Annotated in this window: 14 protein-coding genes; 7 read left to right on the forward strand and 7 right to left on the reverse strand. The window is 68.6% G+C overall.

Annotation, left to right across the window (positions count from 1 at the left end; all coding sequences use genetic code 11):
• Window positions 1-143 precede the first annotated feature (143 nt).
• From ACIA8G_RS09660 to ACIA8G_RS09675, 4 genes are read left to right on the forward strand one after another with little or no spacing between them, the layout of a single operon-like run.
• Complete coding sequence (locus ACIA8G_RS09660) at window positions 144-1,310, forward strand: acyl-CoA dehydrogenase family protein (protein WP_396417920.1); 1,167 nt, start codon at window positions 144-146, stop codon at window positions 1,308-1,310.
• Window positions 1,307-3,403, forward strand: coding sequence for an acetate--CoA ligase family protein (locus ACIA8G_RS09665; RefSeq protein WP_396417921.1), 2,097 nt, complete (start codon window positions 1,307-1,309; stop codon window positions 3,401-3,403). Before ACIA8G_RS09660 ends, ACIA8G_RS09665 begins: the two co-directional genes overlap by 4 nt.
• A 2-nt stretch (window positions 3,404-3,405) precedes the next feature.
• Entirely contained in the window at window positions 3,406-5,007 is a 1,602-nt protein-coding gene (locus tag ACIA8G_RS09670; RefSeq protein ID WP_396417922.1) for a thiamine pyrophosphate-binding protein, read from the forward strand.
• Window positions 5,008-5,065: 58 nt separating this feature from the next.
• Window positions 5,066-5,626, forward strand: a complete 561-nt coding sequence (locus ACIA8G_RS09675; RefSeq protein WP_396417923.1) for a DUF4360 domain-containing protein — start codon at window positions 5,066-5,068, stop codon at window positions 5,624-5,626.
• Here ACIA8G_RS09675 and ACIA8G_RS09680 read toward each other — a convergent pair.
• Window positions 5,601-7,232 carry a ribulokinase gene (locus ACIA8G_RS09680; RefSeq protein ID WP_396417924.1) on the reverse strand — a complete coding sequence of 544 codons (1,632 nt, stop codon included), beginning with the start codon at window positions 7,230-7,232 and terminating at the stop codon, window positions 5,601-5,603. The genes ACIA8G_RS09675 and ACIA8G_RS09680 overlap by 26 nt on opposite strands.
• Here ACIA8G_RS09680 and rho point away from each other — a divergent pair.
• Complete coding sequence (rho, locus tag ACIA8G_RS09685; protein ID WP_396417925.1) at window positions 7,227-8,252, forward strand: transcription termination factor Rho; 1,026 nt, start codon at window positions 7,227-7,229, stop codon at window positions 8,250-8,252. The genes ACIA8G_RS09680 and rho overlap by 6 nt on opposite strands.
• On the opposite strand, the gene ACIA8G_RS09690 is transcribed toward rho, so the two are convergent.
• Complete coding sequence (locus tag ACIA8G_RS09690) at window positions 8,233-9,729, reverse strand: APC family permease (protein ID WP_396417926.1); 1,497 nt, start codon at window positions 9,727-9,729, stop codon at window positions 8,233-8,235. The two genes, rho and ACIA8G_RS09690, sit on opposite strands and share 20 nt — an antisense overlap.
• A gap of 91 nt (window positions 9,730-9,820) precedes the next feature.
• Here ACIA8G_RS09690 and ACIA8G_RS09695 point away from each other — a divergent pair, with 91 nt between their 5' ends.
• Window positions 9,821-10,951, forward strand: coding sequence for a Glu/Leu/Phe/Val dehydrogenase dimerization domain-containing protein (locus ACIA8G_RS09695; protein ID WP_396417927.1), 1,131 nt, complete (start codon window positions 9,821-9,823; stop codon window positions 10,949-10,951).
• 3 nt (window positions 10,952-10,954) lie between these two features.
• Here ACIA8G_RS09695 and ACIA8G_RS09700 read toward each other — a convergent pair whose 3' ends face one another.
• The 5 genes from ACIA8G_RS09700 to ACIA8G_RS09720 form a co-directional block, all read right to left on the reverse strand.
• Window positions 10,955-11,512 (reverse strand): EF-hand domain-containing protein, encoded by a 558-nt coding sequence (locus ACIA8G_RS09700; protein ID WP_396417928.1) that lies wholly within the window; start codon window positions 11,510-11,512, stop codon window positions 10,955-10,957.
• 17 nt (window positions 11,513-11,529) lie between these two features.
• Window positions 11,530-13,923, reverse strand: coding sequence for an ATP-binding cassette domain-containing protein (locus tag ACIA8G_RS09705; RefSeq protein ID WP_396417929.1), 2,394 nt, complete (start codon window positions 13,921-13,923; stop codon window positions 11,530-11,532).
• A gap of 52 nt (window positions 13,924-13,975) precedes the next feature.
• Window positions 13,976-14,692, reverse strand: coding sequence for a GNAT family N-acetyltransferase (locus tag ACIA8G_RS09710; protein ID WP_396417930.1), 717 nt, complete (start codon window positions 14,690-14,692; stop codon window positions 13,976-13,978).
• Window position 14,693: 1 nt separating this feature from the next.
• On the reverse strand, window positions 14,694-15,248 hold the full coding sequence (locus ACIA8G_RS09715) for an EF-hand domain-containing protein (protein WP_396417931.1): 555 nt from the start codon (window positions 15,246-15,248) through the stop codon (window positions 14,694-14,696).
• An 89-nt stretch (window positions 15,249-15,337) separates the two neighbouring features.
• A complete protein-coding gene (locus ACIA8G_RS09720; protein ID WP_396417932.1) occupies window positions 15,338-17,407 on the reverse strand; it encodes a hypothetical protein in 2,070 nt (689 codons plus the stop codon).
• Window positions 17,408-17,669: 262 nt separating this feature from the next.
• On the opposite strand from ACIA8G_RS09720, the gene ACIA8G_RS09725 reads away from it, so the two are divergent.
• The gene (locus tag ACIA8G_RS09725) at window positions 17,670-18,449 is read left to right on the forward strand and encodes a hypothetical protein (protein WP_396417933.1); all 780 of its coding nucleotides are present in this window, start codon (window positions 17,670-17,672) and stop codon (window positions 18,447-18,449) included.
• The last annotated feature ends 43 nt before the right edge of the window (window positions 18,450-18,492 follow it).

Below are 18,492 nucleotides of genomic sequence, written 5' to 3' on the forward strand. Positions count from 1 at the left end.
GCGGGGCAGTTCAGCCCCACCCCCGGTGCGTCTTCCGCGGCCCGCCGATCACCCGTTCGCGCACCTCCGGAGGTGTCTTGACAGAGCTAGGCTTCCGCGTGGATCGTGAATAACTGATTCGTCAGTCAACTTAGGAGCGCGAGATGGGGCGGACCGTCCGGGACGGCCTGCGGCTCACCGCCGAACAGGAGCAGTTCGTCGACCTGGCGAGGGATTTCGCCGCCAGGGAGATCCGCCCGCGAGGCCGCGCCGTCGACGAGGCGGACACCGAGTCGCCGCTCGATGTCTGGGAGAAGGCGTCCGAGCTCGGGCTGACCACGTTCATGATCCCCGAGAAGTTCGGTGGCGGCGGCGTCACCGACCTGCTCACCCAGGTGCTGATCCAGCAGGAGCTGTGCCACGGAGACATCGGCATCGGCAACCTGATCACCTCCAACGGCTTCTTCAGCGCGCCCGTCGAGCACCTCGGCTCGCCCGAGCAGCAGGAGCGGTTCCTCAGTCCGCTGGGCACCGGCCGGCCGCCGCTCACGGCCGTCGCGGTCACCGAGCCGGGCAGCGGGTCGGACGCGGCGAGCATCCAGACGTCGGCCAGGCGCGAGGGCGACGAGTACGTCCTCAACGGACAGAAGACCTGGATCTCCAACGCCCCCTACGCCGAGTACTTCGTCATCTTCGCGACGGTCGACCCCGCGCTGAGGTCCCGCGGCGTCACGGCGTTCGTGGTGCCGCGCGACACGCCGGGGCTGAAGGTCGGGCCGCCGTTCCAGAAGATGGGGCAGCGCGCGATCGTCAACGCCGAGGTGTTCCTCGATGACGTGCGCGTGCCCGCGGAGAACCGGCTCGGCGAGGAAGGCCAGGCGTTCGCCGGGCTGATGCGGACGTTCGACGCCTCGCGCATCCTCATCGGCGCGGCCACGACCGGGCTCGCGCGCGCCGCGCTCGACTACGCGTCCGACTACGCGCGGGAACGGGTGCAGTTCGGGGTGCCGATCATCCAGCACCAGGCGGTGGCGTTCCGGCTCGCGGACATGGCCACCCGCGTCGACACCTCGCACCTGCTGACCGTGCGCGCGGCGGCGCTGTACGACGCGGGGCACGCGGTGGTGCAGGAGTCGGCGATGGCGAAGCTCGTCGGTTCGGAGAACGCCATGTGGTGCACGCACGCGGCTGTGCAGACGTTGGGCGGATACGGCTACTCCCGCGAATATCCCGTCGAACGCTGGATGCGGGACGCCAAGCTCGAGGAGATCGAGGAAGGCACCTCGGACATCCAGCGCCTCATCATCTCCCGCGGTCTCGGTGCGAGATGATCTTCTCCGATCCCGCGTCCGTCGCGGTCGTGGGTGCCAGCGACGACCCCGCGAAGTGGGGCCACTGGCTCGCGCGCGGAGCGTTGGCCGGGCGTGACCGCCGGGCCGTGCACCTCGTCAACCGCGGCGGCGGTGACGTGCTCTCGGAACCGACCGTCCGCTCCCTTTCCGAACTGGCGGAGGCCCCCGAACTGGTCGTCCTGGCCGTGCCGGCGGCGCACGTCCCCGCGGTGGTGGACGAGGCGCTTGCGTTGGGAACACGAGGTTTCGTCGGCATCACGTCGGGGATCGAGGACGGGGTCGTCGCCCGCATCCGTTCGGCGGGAGCGCGCCTGCTCGGGCCGAACTGCCTGGGTGTGTTCGACGCGGCGACGTCGCTGCACCTGGCCTGGGGACGGTTCCAGCCGGGGTCGCTCGGGGTGGTGTCGCAGAGCGGGCAGGTCGGGCTGGAGATCGCCGGCCTCGCGGCCGAGGCGGGGATCGGGGTCTCGCGGTTCGTCTCGGTCGGCAACCAGGTGGACGTGACGGCCGCGGAAGCGTTGCTGGACCTGGTGTCCCACGAGATGACCTCTGTCGTGGGGGTGTACCTGGAGAGCTTCGGCCCCGGGATCGTCACGGCGATGTCGGAGTTGCGCGCGGCCGGGAAACCGGTGGTGCTGCTGACGGTCGGATCCTCTGCGGCAGCGCAGGAAGCGGCGCGCTCGCACACCGGCGCGCTGACGTCCTCTTTGGACGTTGTGGACGCGGCCTGCCGCCGTGCCGGAGCGATTCGGGTGGCGACACCTGCCGCGCTGGTCGACCTGGCGGCGGTGCTGTCGTCGGGGGTGCCGCGCGGGGACAGGGTCGGGGTCATCTCCGACTCCGGTGGCCAGGGCGCGATCGCGGCGGATCTCGCGGTCGGGGCTGGGTTGTCGGTTCCCGCTCTGTCCGCTGTGGACGGGCTGCCCGCGGGTGCGTCTGAGCGGAACCCGATCGACCTCGCCGGGGCGGGGGAGCAGGATCTGTCGAACTACGCTCGCGCGGTCGAGGTGCTGGCGCGCGGGGGCGAGGTCGACGCGATCGTGTTGTCCGGGTACTTCGGCAGCTACGGAACGGACACGCCGTCGTTGGCCTCTGCGGAGGTGGCGGTTGCGTCCCGGATTTGCTTGCTGGCCAGGGAAACCGGTGTGCCTGTGGTGGTGCACAGCATGTGCGTGGAGTCCGCAGCTGTGCGGGCGCTTCGGGCCGGTGGGGTGCCGGTGCAGCACACTATCGAGCGGGCGGTGGCTGCTCTGGGTGATGCGGCTCGGCTTGGCGTGCTTGATCAACGGTCCGTTCGCGTTTGGGGTGGGCCGGAACTGTCGGTGCTGCCTGGAAGAATTGAATCAGGGGACCCCTTCGGAGGGGACCCCTGCGTGAGCCTGCCGGGCGAGGCGTGGGCGGGTGGGGCAACGGCAGGCACGCCGCCCCTACAACCAGGCTATCTGGCAGCCCGAGAACTGCTGCCCTTCATAACCTTCCCCAAAGCACAACCCATCACCTCAACCGCCGAAGCCAAGGCAACCACCCTAAAAGCCCCATTCGCCCTAAAAGCCGACTGGCTAGCCCACAAAACCGAACAAGGCGGCGTCCGCCTAAACGTCACCGACCCAGCAGCAGCCTTCGACGAGATGCGAGCCAGGCTAGGCCCCGGCACCTACGTGCTGGAAGAGATGGACACGCGAGAGAACACCGTAGAGCTGATCATCGGCGCCAAACGGCATCACTCGTTCGGCCCAGTGGTCCTGGTGGGAGCCGGCGGCATCCACGCAGAGTTGTTCAAGGACACCGCGGTCGAGCTCGCGCCAGTGACTCCCGCCACAGCGGCGGAAATGCTGGCACGCCTCATCTCTGCCCCGCTCCTGTCAGGGTGGCGTGGCGCTCCCGCACCCGACGTGGCAGCGTTGTCCCAGGTGATCGCACAGGTCTCCGAGACGCTCGTGGCCAGAACCGACGTGGCCGAGATCGAGCTCAACCCCGTGCGCGTGGGGCCCGACGGCGTGCTGGCCGTGGACGCGCTGATCATCCCTTTGGGGGACACGTTGAACGATTCGAGTGGACGACGCGTGGCATGAGCATGACCGTTCCTCGCATCAGCGGGGGTGACGCGCTGGTGCGCGCACTCGTCGCGCACGGGACCGAGCTCGTGTTCGGCATCCCCGGCACCCACAACCTCGGCATCTACCGCTACCTGGCCGAGCACGACGTCAAGCACGTCACACCTCGCCACGAGCAGGGTGCCGGGTTCGCCGCCGATGGCTATGCGCGGGTCACCGGCAAACCCGGTGTCTGCCTCACCACCAGCGGGCCGGCCGTGCTGAACGCGATGACCGCGGTGACCCAGGCGTACTCGGACTCCGTGCCGGTGCTGCTCATCTCGCCGGGCATGCCCCTCAGGCATCCGGGCCGTGGCAACGGAACCCTGCACGAGGTGCGTCACCAGAGCGCCGCGCTGGAAGCCGTGATCGGGTACTCGAACCGGGTGCACAGCGTCGCCGAGATTCCGCTGGCGGTGGCACAAGCGTTCGCGCACATGACATCCGGGCGTCCCCGGCCGGCGCACCTGGAGATTCCGCTCGACCTCATCGACGCCGTGGAGAAGGTCAGCGAGGTGGCGCCGGTCCTGGTCGCGCACCCGCCGGCCGACGCCGTCACGATCGCCGCGGCCGCCGGGCGGCTCAACCTCGCCACCAGGCCTGGGTTGATCGTCGGCGGCGGTGCTAAGGGTGCGGTCGAGGAGATCACCGCTCTGGCCGAACGGCTTGGCGCGCCGGTCGTCGCCACCGCCAACGGCAAAGGCACCTTTTCCGAGTACCACCAGCTCTCCGTCGGCGCGGGCCTGCACCACAAGGCGGTCGCGGAGTTCGTGGCCGAGTGCGACGTCGTGCTCGCCATCGGCACCGAGCTCGCCTCCACCGACCTCTGGAACGGGCCGCTGCGCTTCCCCGGCGACCTCATCCGCATCGACGTCGACCCGGCTCAGATGATCACCAACGCCCTTCCGGACTACCGACTGGTCGGCGACGCCCAGGCCACCGTGACGGCTCTGAACCAACGTCTGGGCAACGGCAAGACCAGTGAGGAAGCCACCAAGCGCGCCGAACGGTGGCAGAAGCTCTTCCGCAAGCACGCACGCGCGCAAGGGGCCACCTGGCTCCCGCTCGTCGAGGCCATGCAGGAAGTCCTGTCCCCGGGCGCGATCGTGGCCGCGGACAGCGCAATGGCTTGCTACTACGGCACTTTGTCGAACCTGTCGATGGAGGGCCCGGCCAGCTTCCTGTACCCCACGGGTTTCGGCACCCTCGGCTACGGTCTCCCGGCCGCGATCGGCGCCAAGATGGGCGCGCCCGATCGGCAGGTCGTGGCTCTGCACGGCGACGGCGGCGTGATGTTCACCCTGCCCGAACTGGCCACCGCGGCTCAGGAACGCCTGCCGCTGCCCGTGATCATCGCCGACAACGGCGGCTACGGGGAGATCCGCCGCGAGATGGTGGATCGCAGCGAACCGGTCCACGGCGTGAACCTTCCCGGTGTCGACTTCGCCAGGGTTGCCAAGGGTCTCAACTGCCACGGCCTCACGGTCGAGGACCAGGACAAGTTCGCTGTCGCGCTGCGCAAGGCGTTCGTGGCCGATCGGCCGACCGTGATCCACGTCGTCGGCGATCTGGCCGGCGCCTGAGCCGTTCGGTGGATTGCCAGGCTCGATAGGTTCTCCCACAACGATGTGAGGAGGCCTCATGCTGACCGTGGTGGCGTTGGTGGCGGCGATGCTCGTACCGCCGCCCGGACCGGTCGGAGTCGAGGTCCTGAGCGTCAGCGGTACGGGATGTCAGCCCGGCACGACGAGCATCGCGATGTCGGGCGACAACACGGCGTTCACCGTGACGTACAGCGATTTCGTCGTGCAGGCCAAGGGTGCGGAGGCCAAGAAGAGCTGCACCATCACGCTCAAGCTCACCCATCCGGAGGGATTCACGTACGGCATCGCCGCGACGGACTATCGCGGGTTCGCCCACCTGACCGATGGGGCGAAGGGCGTTGAGCGCAACACTTACCGCTTCCCGGGATTCCCCACGCAGCACAGCACGCACACCTACGGCGGGCCGATCAGCGACAACTGGCAGGCCACCGACGTGCCGGGCGCGGTGCAGCACGGGCCGTGCAAGGACCGCAAGCCGCTCACCATCGAGGCCGAGCTGAAGGTGAACGGCAAAGGCAGCGCCACCAGCTTCATGACGATGGACTCGACGGATTCCAGTGTCAGCACGACGTTCAGGTTGGCGTGGAAGAAGTGTTAGCGCGGAGGCGATGCATGACGGAGTTGCCGCCGCGCCCGAAGTAGTCGTGCAGAACCACATACTCGTCGTACAGCCGCGAGTACGCGGAATGCCTTGAAGCGTCAGGGATGTAGACGTCACGCCGGACGGAACCCATGGCCGTCGAAGCTTCGGAGAGCGAAGGATAGGCGCCTGCCGCGACAGCGCCGTGGATCGCGGCACCCAGCGCGGCGCCCTCAGACGACCCGATCAACGACACCGGCATGCCCAGCACGTCGGCGTAGATCTGCATCAGCACCGGATTCTGGGTCAGCCCACCGGCAGCCACGAACGACTCGACCTCCAGGCCCGAAGAACGAAACGCCGAGACGATCGACAATGTCCCGAACGCCGTTGCCTCCATCAAAGCCCGGTAGACGTCCTCCGCGCGCGTCGCCAGCGTCTGGCCCACCACGACCCCGGACAGGGCGTGGTCAACCAGCACCGAGCGGTTGCCGTCGTGCCAGTCCAGGGCGACCAGACCGTGCGAGCCGACCGGGCGACCGTCACCCAGCCGCGAGAGCAGCGTGTGGACCGAGATGTCTTCAGCGGAAGCGCGGGTGGAATAAGAAGCGGGCACCTGGTGTTCCACGTACCAGGCGAGGATCGAACCGGCACCGCTCTGGCCGGCCTCATAGCCCCAGTGACCGGGGACGATGCCGCCCTGCACCACCCCGCACATGCCGGGTACCGGGCGCAACGACGACCCCACCATCATGTGGCACGTCGACGTTCCCATCACGGCCACCAGCTGACCGGGTGAAGCGGCCCCAGCCGCGGCAACGGTGGCGTGGGCGTCGATCACCCCGCAGGCGACCGGTGTCCCCGGCAGCAAACCGGTCAGCGCGGCACCGGAAGCGGACAGCCCGCCGACCCGTGTGCCCAACGGCACGATGGGCGCGGACAGCTTCTGAGCTGCGAAATCAGCGAAGTCCGGATGCAACTGGGCCAAAAGCGATGGCGAAGGGTAGCCGGACTGGTACAGTCCTTTGTAACCGGCGGTGCACGCGTTCCGCACATAGGTTCCGGTCAGCTGCCAGACGATCCAGTCCGCAGCTTCTGCCCAGTGTCCAGTGCTGGCGTAGACGTCGGGTGCCTCTTCGAGCACCTGCAGCGCTTTGGGGAACTCCCACTCCGCTGACGTCAAGCCTCCATACCTCTCCATCCACGCCTCACCTGCGCAGACGGCGTTCAAACGTGCCGCCTGCGAAGAAGCCGCGTGATGGCGCCACAGCTTCACCAGAGCATGGGGTGACGAGGAGATCGACGAGAGCGGCGTGCCGTCCTCGAGCACCGGAAGCACGGTGCTGGCGGTGAAGTCGGTGCCTATGCCGATCACGTCAGATGCGACAGCACCTGCCTCGCGCAGCGCCAAAGGCACTGCTCGCAAGGCTTCCAGGTAGTCGGACGGCACCTGGAGGGCCCACTGCGGCTCTGGTTCCAGCACGCCGTGTGCGTAGTCCACGGACGCGCTGCCCAGCTCGGCACCATCGGAAACCCGGACCACCACGGCCCGCGCGGACAGGGTGCCGAAATCAATCCCCACCACCAGCAACGCAAAACCTCCTGAAAGGACAGTCAGATGCACATCGGTGTACTCGACATCCAGAACAACAAGGCCTTCCTCGTCGACGGTCCAGTCGTACCGCAAAACCTCGTCAAGCAACACGATCTGCGCCGAGGTGACCAGATCAGCGGACAGGCCGAAAGCGGCAAGCTGATCGGCGTCGACACCGTCAACGGGCGCAAGCCGCACAAAAGGCCCAGGTTCGAGGACCTGACGCCGCTCTACCCCAACGAACGGCTCCGGCTCGAACACGACCCCGAAGAGCTCACCGGCCGGGCGATCGACCTGGTCATGCCCATCGGCAAGGGGCAGCGGGCGCTCATCGTGGCGCCGCCCAAGGCCGGCAAGACGATGGTGCTGCAGCAGATCGCGCAGGCCGTCGCCAAGAACAACCCGGAATGCCACCTGATCGTCACGCTCGTCGGCGAACGGCCGGAAGAGGTCACCGACCTCACGAGCACGATCCCCGGCGAGATGTTCGCCTCGACGTTCGACGAGCACCCCAGGCAGCACATCGCCCAGGCGGAACTCGCCGTCGAACGGGCCAAGAGGCTCGTCGAGGACGGCCAGGACGTGGTGCTCCTGCTCGACTCGCTCACCAGGCTCGGCCGCGCCTACAACCTGGCCGCGCCGAACGGCGGCCGCATCCTCAGCGGCGGCGTCGACTCCAGCGCGCTCACGCCGCCGAAGCGGTTCCTCGGCGCGGCACGGAACATCGAGGACGGCGGCAGTCTCACGATCTTCGCCACCGCCCTCGTCGAGACCGGGTCGCTCGCGGACACGGTGATCTTCGAGGAGCTCAAGAGCACCGGCAACGCCGAGCTGAAGCTCGACCGCAAGGCCGCCCAGAAGCGGATCTACCCCGCGATCGACCTCCAGCAGTCCAGCACCCGCAAGTCGGAACTCCTGGTCTCACCGCAGGAACTCGTCATCACGGACAAGCTGCGCAGGGCGATGGCCGACCGCGAGATCGACACGCTGCTCGAAGGCCTGCGCAAGACCCAGACCAACGCGGAGTTCCTCATGCAGATGTCGAGGTGAAGTCCTGCCTCACTTCCCGGTCCAACGCACGCGTGGGTGCACCCAGCGCGTAGAAGAGAAACCCGATGCCGATCACGATCAGCAGCGGCACCACCTGTGACACCGTGTACTGCGTCCGCTCGCTGGCAAAAGCGGACGGCAGGTCCAGCGGCCAGATCAGCACGACGACGGTGAACGCCACCAGGCCCGTGGTCACCACGGTCGTCAGCACCGCGAACGGCGCCCGGAAAGGCCGTGCCACATCAGGCATCCGGCGACGCAGCACCAGCATCGACGGGAACGTCAGCAGGTAGCTGATGAACGTCGTCGAGATCACCAGCGCGAGCCCGGCGGTGAAGTACTTCTCGGAGTTCCCGCCCGTCAGGTTCAACGCCGTCACCAGCACGACCGACGCCAGCAGTCCGGAAAGGACGTTCACCCGGACCGGCGTGCCGTGCCGGGACGAAAGCCGCCCGAGATAAGCAGGCCCAGCGCCGTCGGCACATGCCACCGCCTGCGCCCGGTGCGCCCCGATCGCCCAGGAGACGCCGGAGGTCAGCACGCCGATGATCAGCCCGGCCGCGCACACGGTGCCCAGCACCGCGCCCGCGCCGGTCAGCGTCACGGTCCCGTCCGCGGCCACGGATCCGCCGTACACGGTGAGAACCTGCTTGGCCGCGTCGATGAACCCGCCCAGCCCCTGGATCTGCGCGGCCGGAACCACGAGCAGAATTCCGAGAATCGGCCCGCCGTACAACAGGAACGCCGCGAGCCCGGCCCGCAGGATCGCGAACGGCACGGTGCGCTGCGGGTCCTGCATCTCCTCGGTCGCGGTCGACGGCAGCTCGAAGCCGACGTAGTTGAAGATCAGCACGGGCACCAACGCGACGAACCCCGCCCACGTGGGCACGAAATCCGCGCCGGCCAACGGTTGCACGCCGTTCTTCACCGCGTACACCACGACGGAGATCGTGAAGAAGCCGAGCAGCACGATCCGGGCGAACGCGCCCGCGATCGGCACCCACTTCCCGATCCGCAGTGAAGCCGCGACCGCGAGAACGCCGATCCAGATGAACGCCAGCCCCGCGATGTGCTTGCCCGCGAGACCCAGCTCCAGGAAGAACGTCTCGAACGTCGTCACGGCGATGATCGCGAGCGTGCCGCCCATCCACAGCGGGTTGGACAGCCAGTAGAGGACCTGGTTCACGCCGGCCGCCATCCGCCCGAACGCGAGCTTGGTCCACACGTACGGCCCGCCCTCGATCGGGAACGCCGTGCCCAGTTCGGTGGTCAGGAACCCGTACGGCAGGAAGAACACCACCGCGAGGATCACCATCCACACGAGGCCCTGGGGCCCGTTGGCGGCGACGCTGCCGATCGTGTCGAGGCCGACGAGGGTGCAGAGCAGGTAGAACGTCACGTCGACCCGGCGGAGCGACTTGCGCAGGTGGGTGCGTTCGTTCAGCCAGTTGCCGCTGAGAGGCTGTACCTCGCTCAAGGGTCCCTCCAGATGGTTAACTGATCCATCAGTCAGTTATTGGACGGACCATGTGACCGCGGTCATACGCTGAAGTCAAGGGGTGTGTTCGATGAGTTATCTCCAGGTCACCTGGACCGATCCGGCCACGAACGCGCGCGGCTACCTCGTGATCGACCGGCTCGTGCGCGGGGTCAGCAGCGGGGGCCTGCGGATGCGCGCGGGCTGCACCCTGGACGAGGTCCGCGGGCTGGCGGAGGGGATGACGGCCAAGGAGGCCCTCAACTACGACCCCGAGGCGCGCTACGTGCCGCTCGGGGGCGCGAAGGGCGGCATCGACTTCGACCCGTACGACCCGCGCGCCACCGACGTCCTCACCGCGTACCTGTTCGCGATGTCCCCGTACATCGAACGGTTCTGGACGATGGGGGAGGACCTCGGGCTGCGGCAGTCCACCATCGACGTCGCCATCGAGAAGATCGGGCTGCAGTCGTCGATCCAGGCCGTGTACCCGTTGCTGGACGACGAGCAGAAGGCCCGCCAACGCCTCGCGGACGCCTTCGCGGTCACCGTCGACGGCGTGAGCCTCGACGAACTGGTCGGCGGCTACGGCGTTGCCGAGGCCGCGCTCGCCGGCATCGAGCACCTCCAGCTCGAGAACCCCACGGCGTTCGTGCAGGGCTTCGGCTCGATGGGCGGCGCCACCGCACGTTATCTCGCGAAACAAGGCGTCAGGATCGTCGGACTCGCGGATGTCCACGGTGTCGTAGCCAACCCTGCCGGGCTCGACGTGGAAACCCTTTTGCTGTCCCGGGATGCGCACGGCGCCATCGACCGCGCGAAACTCCGCGCCACCGACGTCCAGCTCGACCGCGACAAGTGGCTCGACGTCGAGGCCGACGTCCTGGTCCCCGCCGCCACGAGCTACGCGATCAACGAGGACAACGCGCAGAGCGTCAGGGCCAGGCTGATCGTCGAGGCCGCGAACATGCCGGTCACCGCGGCGGCGGAAGCCCGGATCGACGCGTTGATCATCCCCGACGTCGTCGCGAACTCCGCCACGAACTCCTGGTGGTGGTGGACGTTGTTCGGCGACATCGAGCCCACCGCGGCGTCGGCGTTCCAGAAGATCGGCACGAACATGCGCCGTCTCGTGGCCAAGATCGTCAACGCGCCTTCACCGCGAGCGGCCGCCGCCGGGATCGCGGCCGCCGCGGTGACGGAGATCGAGCAGAGGTTCTAGAACTCAGTCCAGTGGGCCGAGCAGCCACGCTCCCGGCCCCTCCGGGTCCTCCGAGAAGTAGTAGGCCCTGATCGCGGCCAGCAGGTCCTCCGTGCCGACCAGGCCGTCGCCGTCATGATCAAGCCGGGCGTGCACGGCACGCGCGTCGGCTTCGGACACGTTCATCAACGCCCTGCTCCACCGCACGTGGTCGCCCACGCCGAGCTGGCCGTCGCCGTCGTGGTCGGCGACGGCCATCAGCGCGTCGAGGTACGGCACGTACACGTCGTCGAACGCCTCGGGGCGCCCCAGCACTCCGCGCGCGAACCCCTTCTTGTACTCGGCGAGGCTGATCCGGCCGTCGTCGTTGGAGTCCGTCACGGCGGACAGGTGGTCCCACACGCCCAGCAGCTGCTCCTGGAACCGCTTCGCCCTCAGGTCGTCGTCGCTCAGCCCGAACGCCGCGGTGGTCCGGGAAGCGGCCTGTTCGAAGTCCGAGCGGTCGATGTACCCGTCCTGGTCGCGGTCGTAGGTCTCGAACCTGCGGCTGAGCTTGCGGTCCAGGAACACCGTGATTTCCATGAGCCCTTAGTACCTGCTCAGCGCTTCTTGCGACGAGCCGGGGCACCCACGTAGTCCGCCAGGTGCTCGCCGGTCAGCGTCGACCGGTCGGCCACCAGGTCGGCAGGCGTGCCCTCGAAGACGATCTTGCCGCCGTCGTGACCCGCGCCAGGGCCGAGGTCGATGATCCAGTCGGCGTGCGCCATCACGGCCTGGTGGTGCTCGATCACGATCACCGACTTGCCCGAGTCGACCAGCCGGTCCAGCAACGCCAGCAGCTGCTCCACGTCGGCCAGGTGCAGACCGGTCGTGGGCTCGTCCAGCACGTAGATGCCGCCCTTGTCCGCCATGTGCGTGGCCAGCTTCAGGCGCTGGCGCTCACCGCCGGACAGCGTGGTCAGCGGCTGTCCCAGGGAGATGTAGCCGAGGCCGACGTCGTTGAGGCGCTGCAGGATCGCGTGCGCGGCCGGCGTGCGGGCCTCGCCGGAACCGAAGAACTCGACGGCCTCGGCCACCGGCATCGCGAGCACCTCGGAGATGTCGCGGCCGCCGAACTTGAACTCCAGCACCGCCTGGTCGAACCGCTTGCCCTCGCAGACGTCGCACGGCGACTCGATCGTCGCCATGATCCCGAGGTCGGTGAAGACGACACCGGCGCCGTTGCAGTTCGGGCACGCACCCTCGGAGTTCGCGCTGAACAACGCGGGCTTCACGCCGTTGGCCTTGGCGAACGCCTTGCGGATCGGCTCCAGCAGCCCGGTGTAGGTGGCGGGGTTCGACCGCCGCGAGCCCTTGATCGGGGTCTGGTCGACCATGATCGCGCCGGCGTCGCGCGGCATCGACTGGTGGATCAGCGAGCTCTTACCCGAGCCGGCCACGCCGGTCACCACGGTCAGCACGCCGAGCGGGATGTCGACGTCGACGTCGCGCAGGTTGTTCTTCGCGGCCCCGCGGATCTCCAGAACCCCGGATGCCTTGCGCACAGCCGACTTCAGCGACGCGCGGTCGTCCAAGTGCCGCCCGGTCACCGTGTCGCTGGCACGCAGCCCGGACAGCGACCCCTCGTAGCAGATCGTGCCGCCACCACGACCGGCGCCGGGACCGAGGTCGACGATGTGGTCCGCGATCGCGATCGTCTCCGGCTTGTGCTCGACGACGAGAACCGTGTTCCCCTTGTCCCGCAGGCGAAGCAGCAGGTTGTTCATCCGCTGGATGTCGTGCGGGTGCAGCCCGATCGTCGGCTCGTCGAACACGTACGTCACGTCCGTCAGGGCCGATCCGAGGTGCCGGATCATCTTCACGCGCTGCGCCTCACCGCCGGACAGCGTGCCCGCCGGCCGGTTCAGCGACAGGTAGCCGAGTCCGATCTCGACGAACGAGTCCAGCGTGTGCGCGAGCTTGTCCAGCAAGGGCTGGACGGACTTCTCCTTCAGCCCGCGGATCCAGTCCGCCAGATCGGTGATCTGCATGTCGCACAGGTCCGCGATCGACACGCCCTTGATCTTCGACGACCGCGCCGCCTCGGTCAGGCGGGTGCCGGCGCAGTCGGGGCACGTGCCGAACGTGGCCGCGCGGTCCACGAACGCCCGGATGTGCGGCTGCAGCGCCTCCCGGTCCTTGGACAGCATGGACTTCTGCAGCTTGGGGATCAGGCCCTCGTAGGTCAGGTTGATGCCGTTGACCTTGACCTTGACCGGGTCCTTGTACAGGAAGTCGTGCAGTTCCTTCTTGGTGTACTTGCGAATCGGCTTGGCCGGGTCGATGAATCCGGACTGCGCGAAGGTCTGCACGGTCCACTGGTTGTCGACGTTGTAGCCGGGCACCTTGATCGCGCCCTCGAGGATCGACTTCGACTCGTCGTAGACCTCGGTGAGGTCGATGTCGGAGACCTGGCCGCGGCCCTCACACCGCGGGCACATGCCGCCCGTGATGCTGAACTCGCGCCGCTCCTTGACCTTCTGGCCGCCCTTCTCGATCGTCACGGCACCCGCGCCGGAGATCGAGGCGACGTTGAACGAGAACGCCTGCGGCCCGCCGATGTGCGGTGCGCCGACCCGGCTGAACAGGATTCGCAGCATCGCGTTCACGTCGGTCGCGGTGCCGACGGTCGAACGCGGGTCGGCGCCCATCCGCTGCTGGTCGACGAGGATCGCCGTGGTGATCCCCTCCAGGAGGTACACCTCGGGACGCGGCAGCGTCGGCATGAAGCCCTGGATGAACGCGCTGTAGGTCTCGTTGATCAGCCGCTGCGACTCCGCGGCGATCGTGCCGAACACCAGCGAGCTCTTGCCGGAACCGGAGACACCGGTGAAGACGGTCAGCCGTCGCTTCGGGATCTCGACGTCGACGTCTTTCAGGTTGTTCACGCGCGCGCCCTGCACGCGGATCAGATCGTGGGTGTCGGCCTCAGTCGCCGCGGCTGTCCTGGTCATGGCGCAAAGCTAACTCGGGGACCTCGGCTCTGCCTTCTTGATTCCTGATTGGTTACGCACGAATCCGGTAGTGGTACGTGCACACCTCGCGGAACCCCGTCCGCTCGTACAGCCGGAACGCGCTGCTGCTCGCCTTCTCCATCTGCAGGTACATCCGGTCGGCCTCCCGTGCGGCCGCCCACGACGCCAGCGCCGCGAGCACCGACCGCGCCGCGCCCTGGCCGCGGGCCTGCGGCAACGTCGCCATGCCGAACACCCCGGCCCACCCCTGCTCCGCCACGGCCCGGCCCACGGCCACCACCCGGCCGTCCACCTCGGCGTGCGCGTAGGCGCTGGGCAGCTCGACCCGGCCGAGCAGGTCGCGCTCGGCGCTGACGTCCCGCGTGGTCACCGCCTGCCACGCGGCGAGCCACGCGTCGGTCGGTCTGGCCGTCACCGCGCCCGCGTCGGCGTCCGTGTGCCGCAGCACCTCCGCTGTGGACGCGATCTGCAGCGACATGTCGTGCCCGCGCGCATAGCCCCGGCCGGCGAGCCGGGTGTCGAGGTCCTCAGCGCACACGCCGGGCGTGAGCTGGAACCGCACCCCGGACCCGCGTTCGGCGCAGAACGACTCGGCCTGCGCGACCCGGTCCTCCCGGTCGTGCGGCAGCACCGCGCTCACCCACCAGGCGTCGCCGGGGGAGTGCCGCAGCCACCAGCCGCCGGCCTCCTCGACGTGCGCGGCGGGCTGGGCCCGTGCCGCGTGCTCCTGCAGCGTCTTCAGCAGCACGTCAGTCCAACGACCCCAAAAGCCAGTTGCCGGCGGCGGCCGGATCCTCGGAGAAGTAGAACTCGCGGATCGCCTCGAGCAGGGCCTGAGTGGACAGCAAGCCGTCCTCGTCCGAGAGCAGGTCGTGAATTCCGCGAGCGTCCGCCTCGGACAGTTCCATGAGGGCGCCCGTCCACTTCACGTGCTCCTCGACGGTCAGCTTGCCGTCGTTGTCCTCGTCCGCGATCGACATCACCGCGTCCAGGAACGGGATGTAGCCCGCGTCGAACGACTCGGGCGTCTCCAGCAGCCCGTTCGCGAACGCCTTCTTGTACTCGTCGAGGCTGATGCGCCCGCGGTGGTCAGGGTCGGTGACGGAGTGCAGCTGCTCCCACAGCCCGATCAACGTGTGCTGGAACCTGACGGCCTTCGGGTCGTCGTCGGCCAGACCGAACGCTTTCGTGGTGCGTGCACCCGCCGTCGTGAAGTCCTCGCGCGCGATGAACCCGTCCCCGTCCGAGTCGTACGTCCGGAACCGGCGGGCCAGCTTGCGGTTGAGGAAGGCGGTGATCTCCATGGGGTCCTTCTACCGCATTCCGGGCTAGAGGAACACGCCTGTCTCGATACCGATGGCGGGAACGTTTACGCAGAATTTCAACCCCGTGGTCAGCGGCGACCCACCCCGGACACCACGCTGGCGACGAGCATCATGCCCACCACACCGATGATCGCGGCCACTCCGCCGACGGCCGGTTTCGAGACCGGTTGGACGTGCGCGACGGGCCGCGGAGGTGGTGGCATGTCCGGGGCCGGTTCCGGCGTCTGCGCAGGCAGCGGTGCCGACGCGGAGTCGATCCGCACGACCGCGCTCTCGCTCACCGCCGCGCCCGCGCCCGCTCCGGAGACGGTCAGTTTCGAGTTGACCGGTGCGGCGACCTGGCAGGTGTAGGTGATGCGCTCGCGGGGTTGCAGCCTCGGGAAGGTCCGGCGGCACGCGGCGGGTTCGCCGTCCACGCGGACCTCGTCGACGGCCAGGTCCGAAGGGTTGCCGACGGTGATGGTGACCCTGACGAGCTCGCCGTCCTCCGCTCGGTCCTTCGACCAGAGCGCGGTGATGGTCAGTCGCGGATGGACCACCCTGACCTGCGCGGACGCGCTCGCCTCGACCTTGCCGCCGATCTTGTCGGCGGCGGTGACGGTGGAGGTCAGCGGCCCGGATTCGTCACCGGCGGTGGCGGTGCAGTCCACTGTGGCCGTCGCACCGGGATCGAGCTGCCCCTGCATCGGGCCGCAGCCGTTGGCGCCGGTGCGAGCGCCGAGCTCGAACAGCGGGGTGTCGCCGGTGTTGGTGGCGGTGGTCGTGAACTTCACGGACTGGCCCGGCAGAGCGGTCAGCGGATCGGTCGAGGTGGTGGCGCGCAACGCCGGGTGCAGCACGTCGACCGTCGCGGTGCGGTGGGTCGCCAGCGGATCGCCCGCCAGGCTGTTGCCACTGGCCGTGACGGTGGCCGGGTAGTCGTCGTCGGCCGCGACCGTGATGCAGGTGCGGGTGATCTTCGCGTGCGGCGCGAGGGCACCGATCTTCTGGTTGCACACGGACACGTCGGCGGCGGGCGCATCACCCTCGTTGGTGACGGTCGCCGTCTGGGCCACCTGATCCTTCGGGTGTGCGGAAGGGTGTTCAGGGGCAAGTGCCAGTGTCAGTTCGGGCAGCGGGAACGACCACGCGATGTTCTGCACCAGGAACGCGTCCTCGGCCCGGCGGAACGTCAGCTCGGCGCTCTTCGCGCCGGCTTTCAGCACGTTCTCCTCGACGGTGACCGTGCGGGCGTCGACGCTCATGTTGTTGAGGGAGCTGGGCTGCACGGCGCCCTGGGCGGACGACACGAACGCGTTGCGGCCCGCGATCGACGAGTCGTTGACCAGCACCTGGTCGCCGTCGGTGGCCCAGTCGCCCTCGTACGCGGTGATGCCCACGCGTACCGGCCCACCCGCGGCGTGCATCGGTGCGATGGGGGTGCGCAGAGTCGGCAGTTTCGTGGGCAGGCGAACGTGACCGCCGTGCACCGACACGTGCCGCCGCGCCGTGGTCGTCGCCGTCGGGCCCGCGAACTTCCACACGACGGTGAGCGACCAGCCGCCGAAGCAGTCGAACCCTTGCGGCGCCCAGACGTTGCCGACCGTGACGTCGGCGCCCTTCAGCTCGCGGGTCACGTCGGCTTCGGCGCTGTAGAAGGCGTTGTCGGTGTGGGAGAGCTCGTCCGGCGAGTCGATGACGAACCGGCCGGGGCTCACGCGGACGCCGTTGAAGGTGACCGGGTCCTGGGGCTTGCCGGGCGGTGCGGTCTCGTCGTGGCAGTCCGCGCTGCCCGCCCAGCCCAGCTTGGCGTACGCGACGGTCGCCCCCGGCGGGATGGTGACCCGCGCGCTGGAGGAGTTGTACGTCGCCGGGTCGTTGTCGACGTCGGTCCACGACATGCGGTGGCCGTTGTTCAGGGCGGACGGACCGTCGCCGTTGCGGTTCTGCGCGTCCACACAGGACTGCGGCAGATACTTGGGTTTTGGCCCTGCCTGTCCGGGGCTGGGGCAGGTCAGCACGGCGTTGCCGACGACCGTGACGTCTCCGTACACCGCCTCGTCGAACTGGGTGCGCCACACCTCGGCCGCGGCGACCGGCGGTCCGGGGGTGAGCAGCGGCACCAGCAGGACGACGGCGATGAGGATCGGTACACGCATGCGACGCCTTCCGGTCGGGTCGGCGCACAGGTTGGCACGCCTGGCCCTGCTTGTCACCGCCGTTGATCACCGCGTCCTCACTCTCCGTTGAGGACTCTCGTGCCTCGGTTTCCCTGTTCGTGTCAACGGCTTTGTTCCGGGCGGTCCGATGTGGACGCGCAGTGGGCTTGATCAACGCCCACTGCTCTTGATGGGCGCACACGACCGCCGAGAAGCGTGGAGTTGATGGTCAAACGGTGGCGGCTGTGGGGAGATGGACCCCATGTGGACCGCGGTAGTCGTTGTCATCGCGTCGGTGGTCGTCACCGCCGTCGCCTGTGTGCTGTTCGGCCGCTCGCGCGCCCACGACCAGGCTGACGATCGCGACGCGGACTCCCGCGGTTTCCTCGGCGCCGTCATCAGCGGCCTGTTCATCGTCGCGCTCGCGTTCTACATGGTGATCGTCTGGGAGGAGAGCGGCGCCGCCGGGGACAACGCCGCCCGCGAGGCCGCGGCCGTCGCGGACGCCTACTGGCAGACCGCCGTGATGCCGCAGCCGCAGCGCGATCACATCCGCGGGTTGCTCGTGGAGTACCCGAAGCTGGTGGCGGACAAGGAATGGGCCCGGCTCGCGGTGGGGCAGGCGGACGAGCGCACGACCGATGCGTTGAACTCGCTGCACTCCGAGATCCTGAGCCTGCCGTCCTCGCCGGACCAGGTGAAGAGCGCGCGGGAACGGTCGCTGGAGCGGTTGCGGGAGATCACCGACCTGCGGCGGGACCGGCTCGATCAGGCCGGCGGGCTGGACAACACCGGCAAGTTGATGTTGTTCGGGACGATCGCCGGTGCCATCGGGATGGTCGTGTTCCCGTTGCTGATCGGATTCACGGCTCGTGCCCGGCACGTCGTGCAGTTGAGTCTGACGGCGGCGGTGATGGCGTTCGTGTGCGTGTTGTGCGTGGGGATGACACAGCCGTTCACCGGCATGTTGCGGGTCGAGCCGGAGGCGTTCACGACCGTGACGGAGGAGCTTGCCGGCATACCCGCCGAACAGAGTCGCTGAGGGGCTTGATCGGAGCGCTATGTTGAGAGCCAGCCGCCGCACG

The organism is Lentzea sp. NPDC051213 (assembly GCF_044455585.1).
Lineage (GTDB): Bacteria > Actinomycetota > Actinomycetes > Mycobacteriales > Pseudonocardiaceae > Lentzea.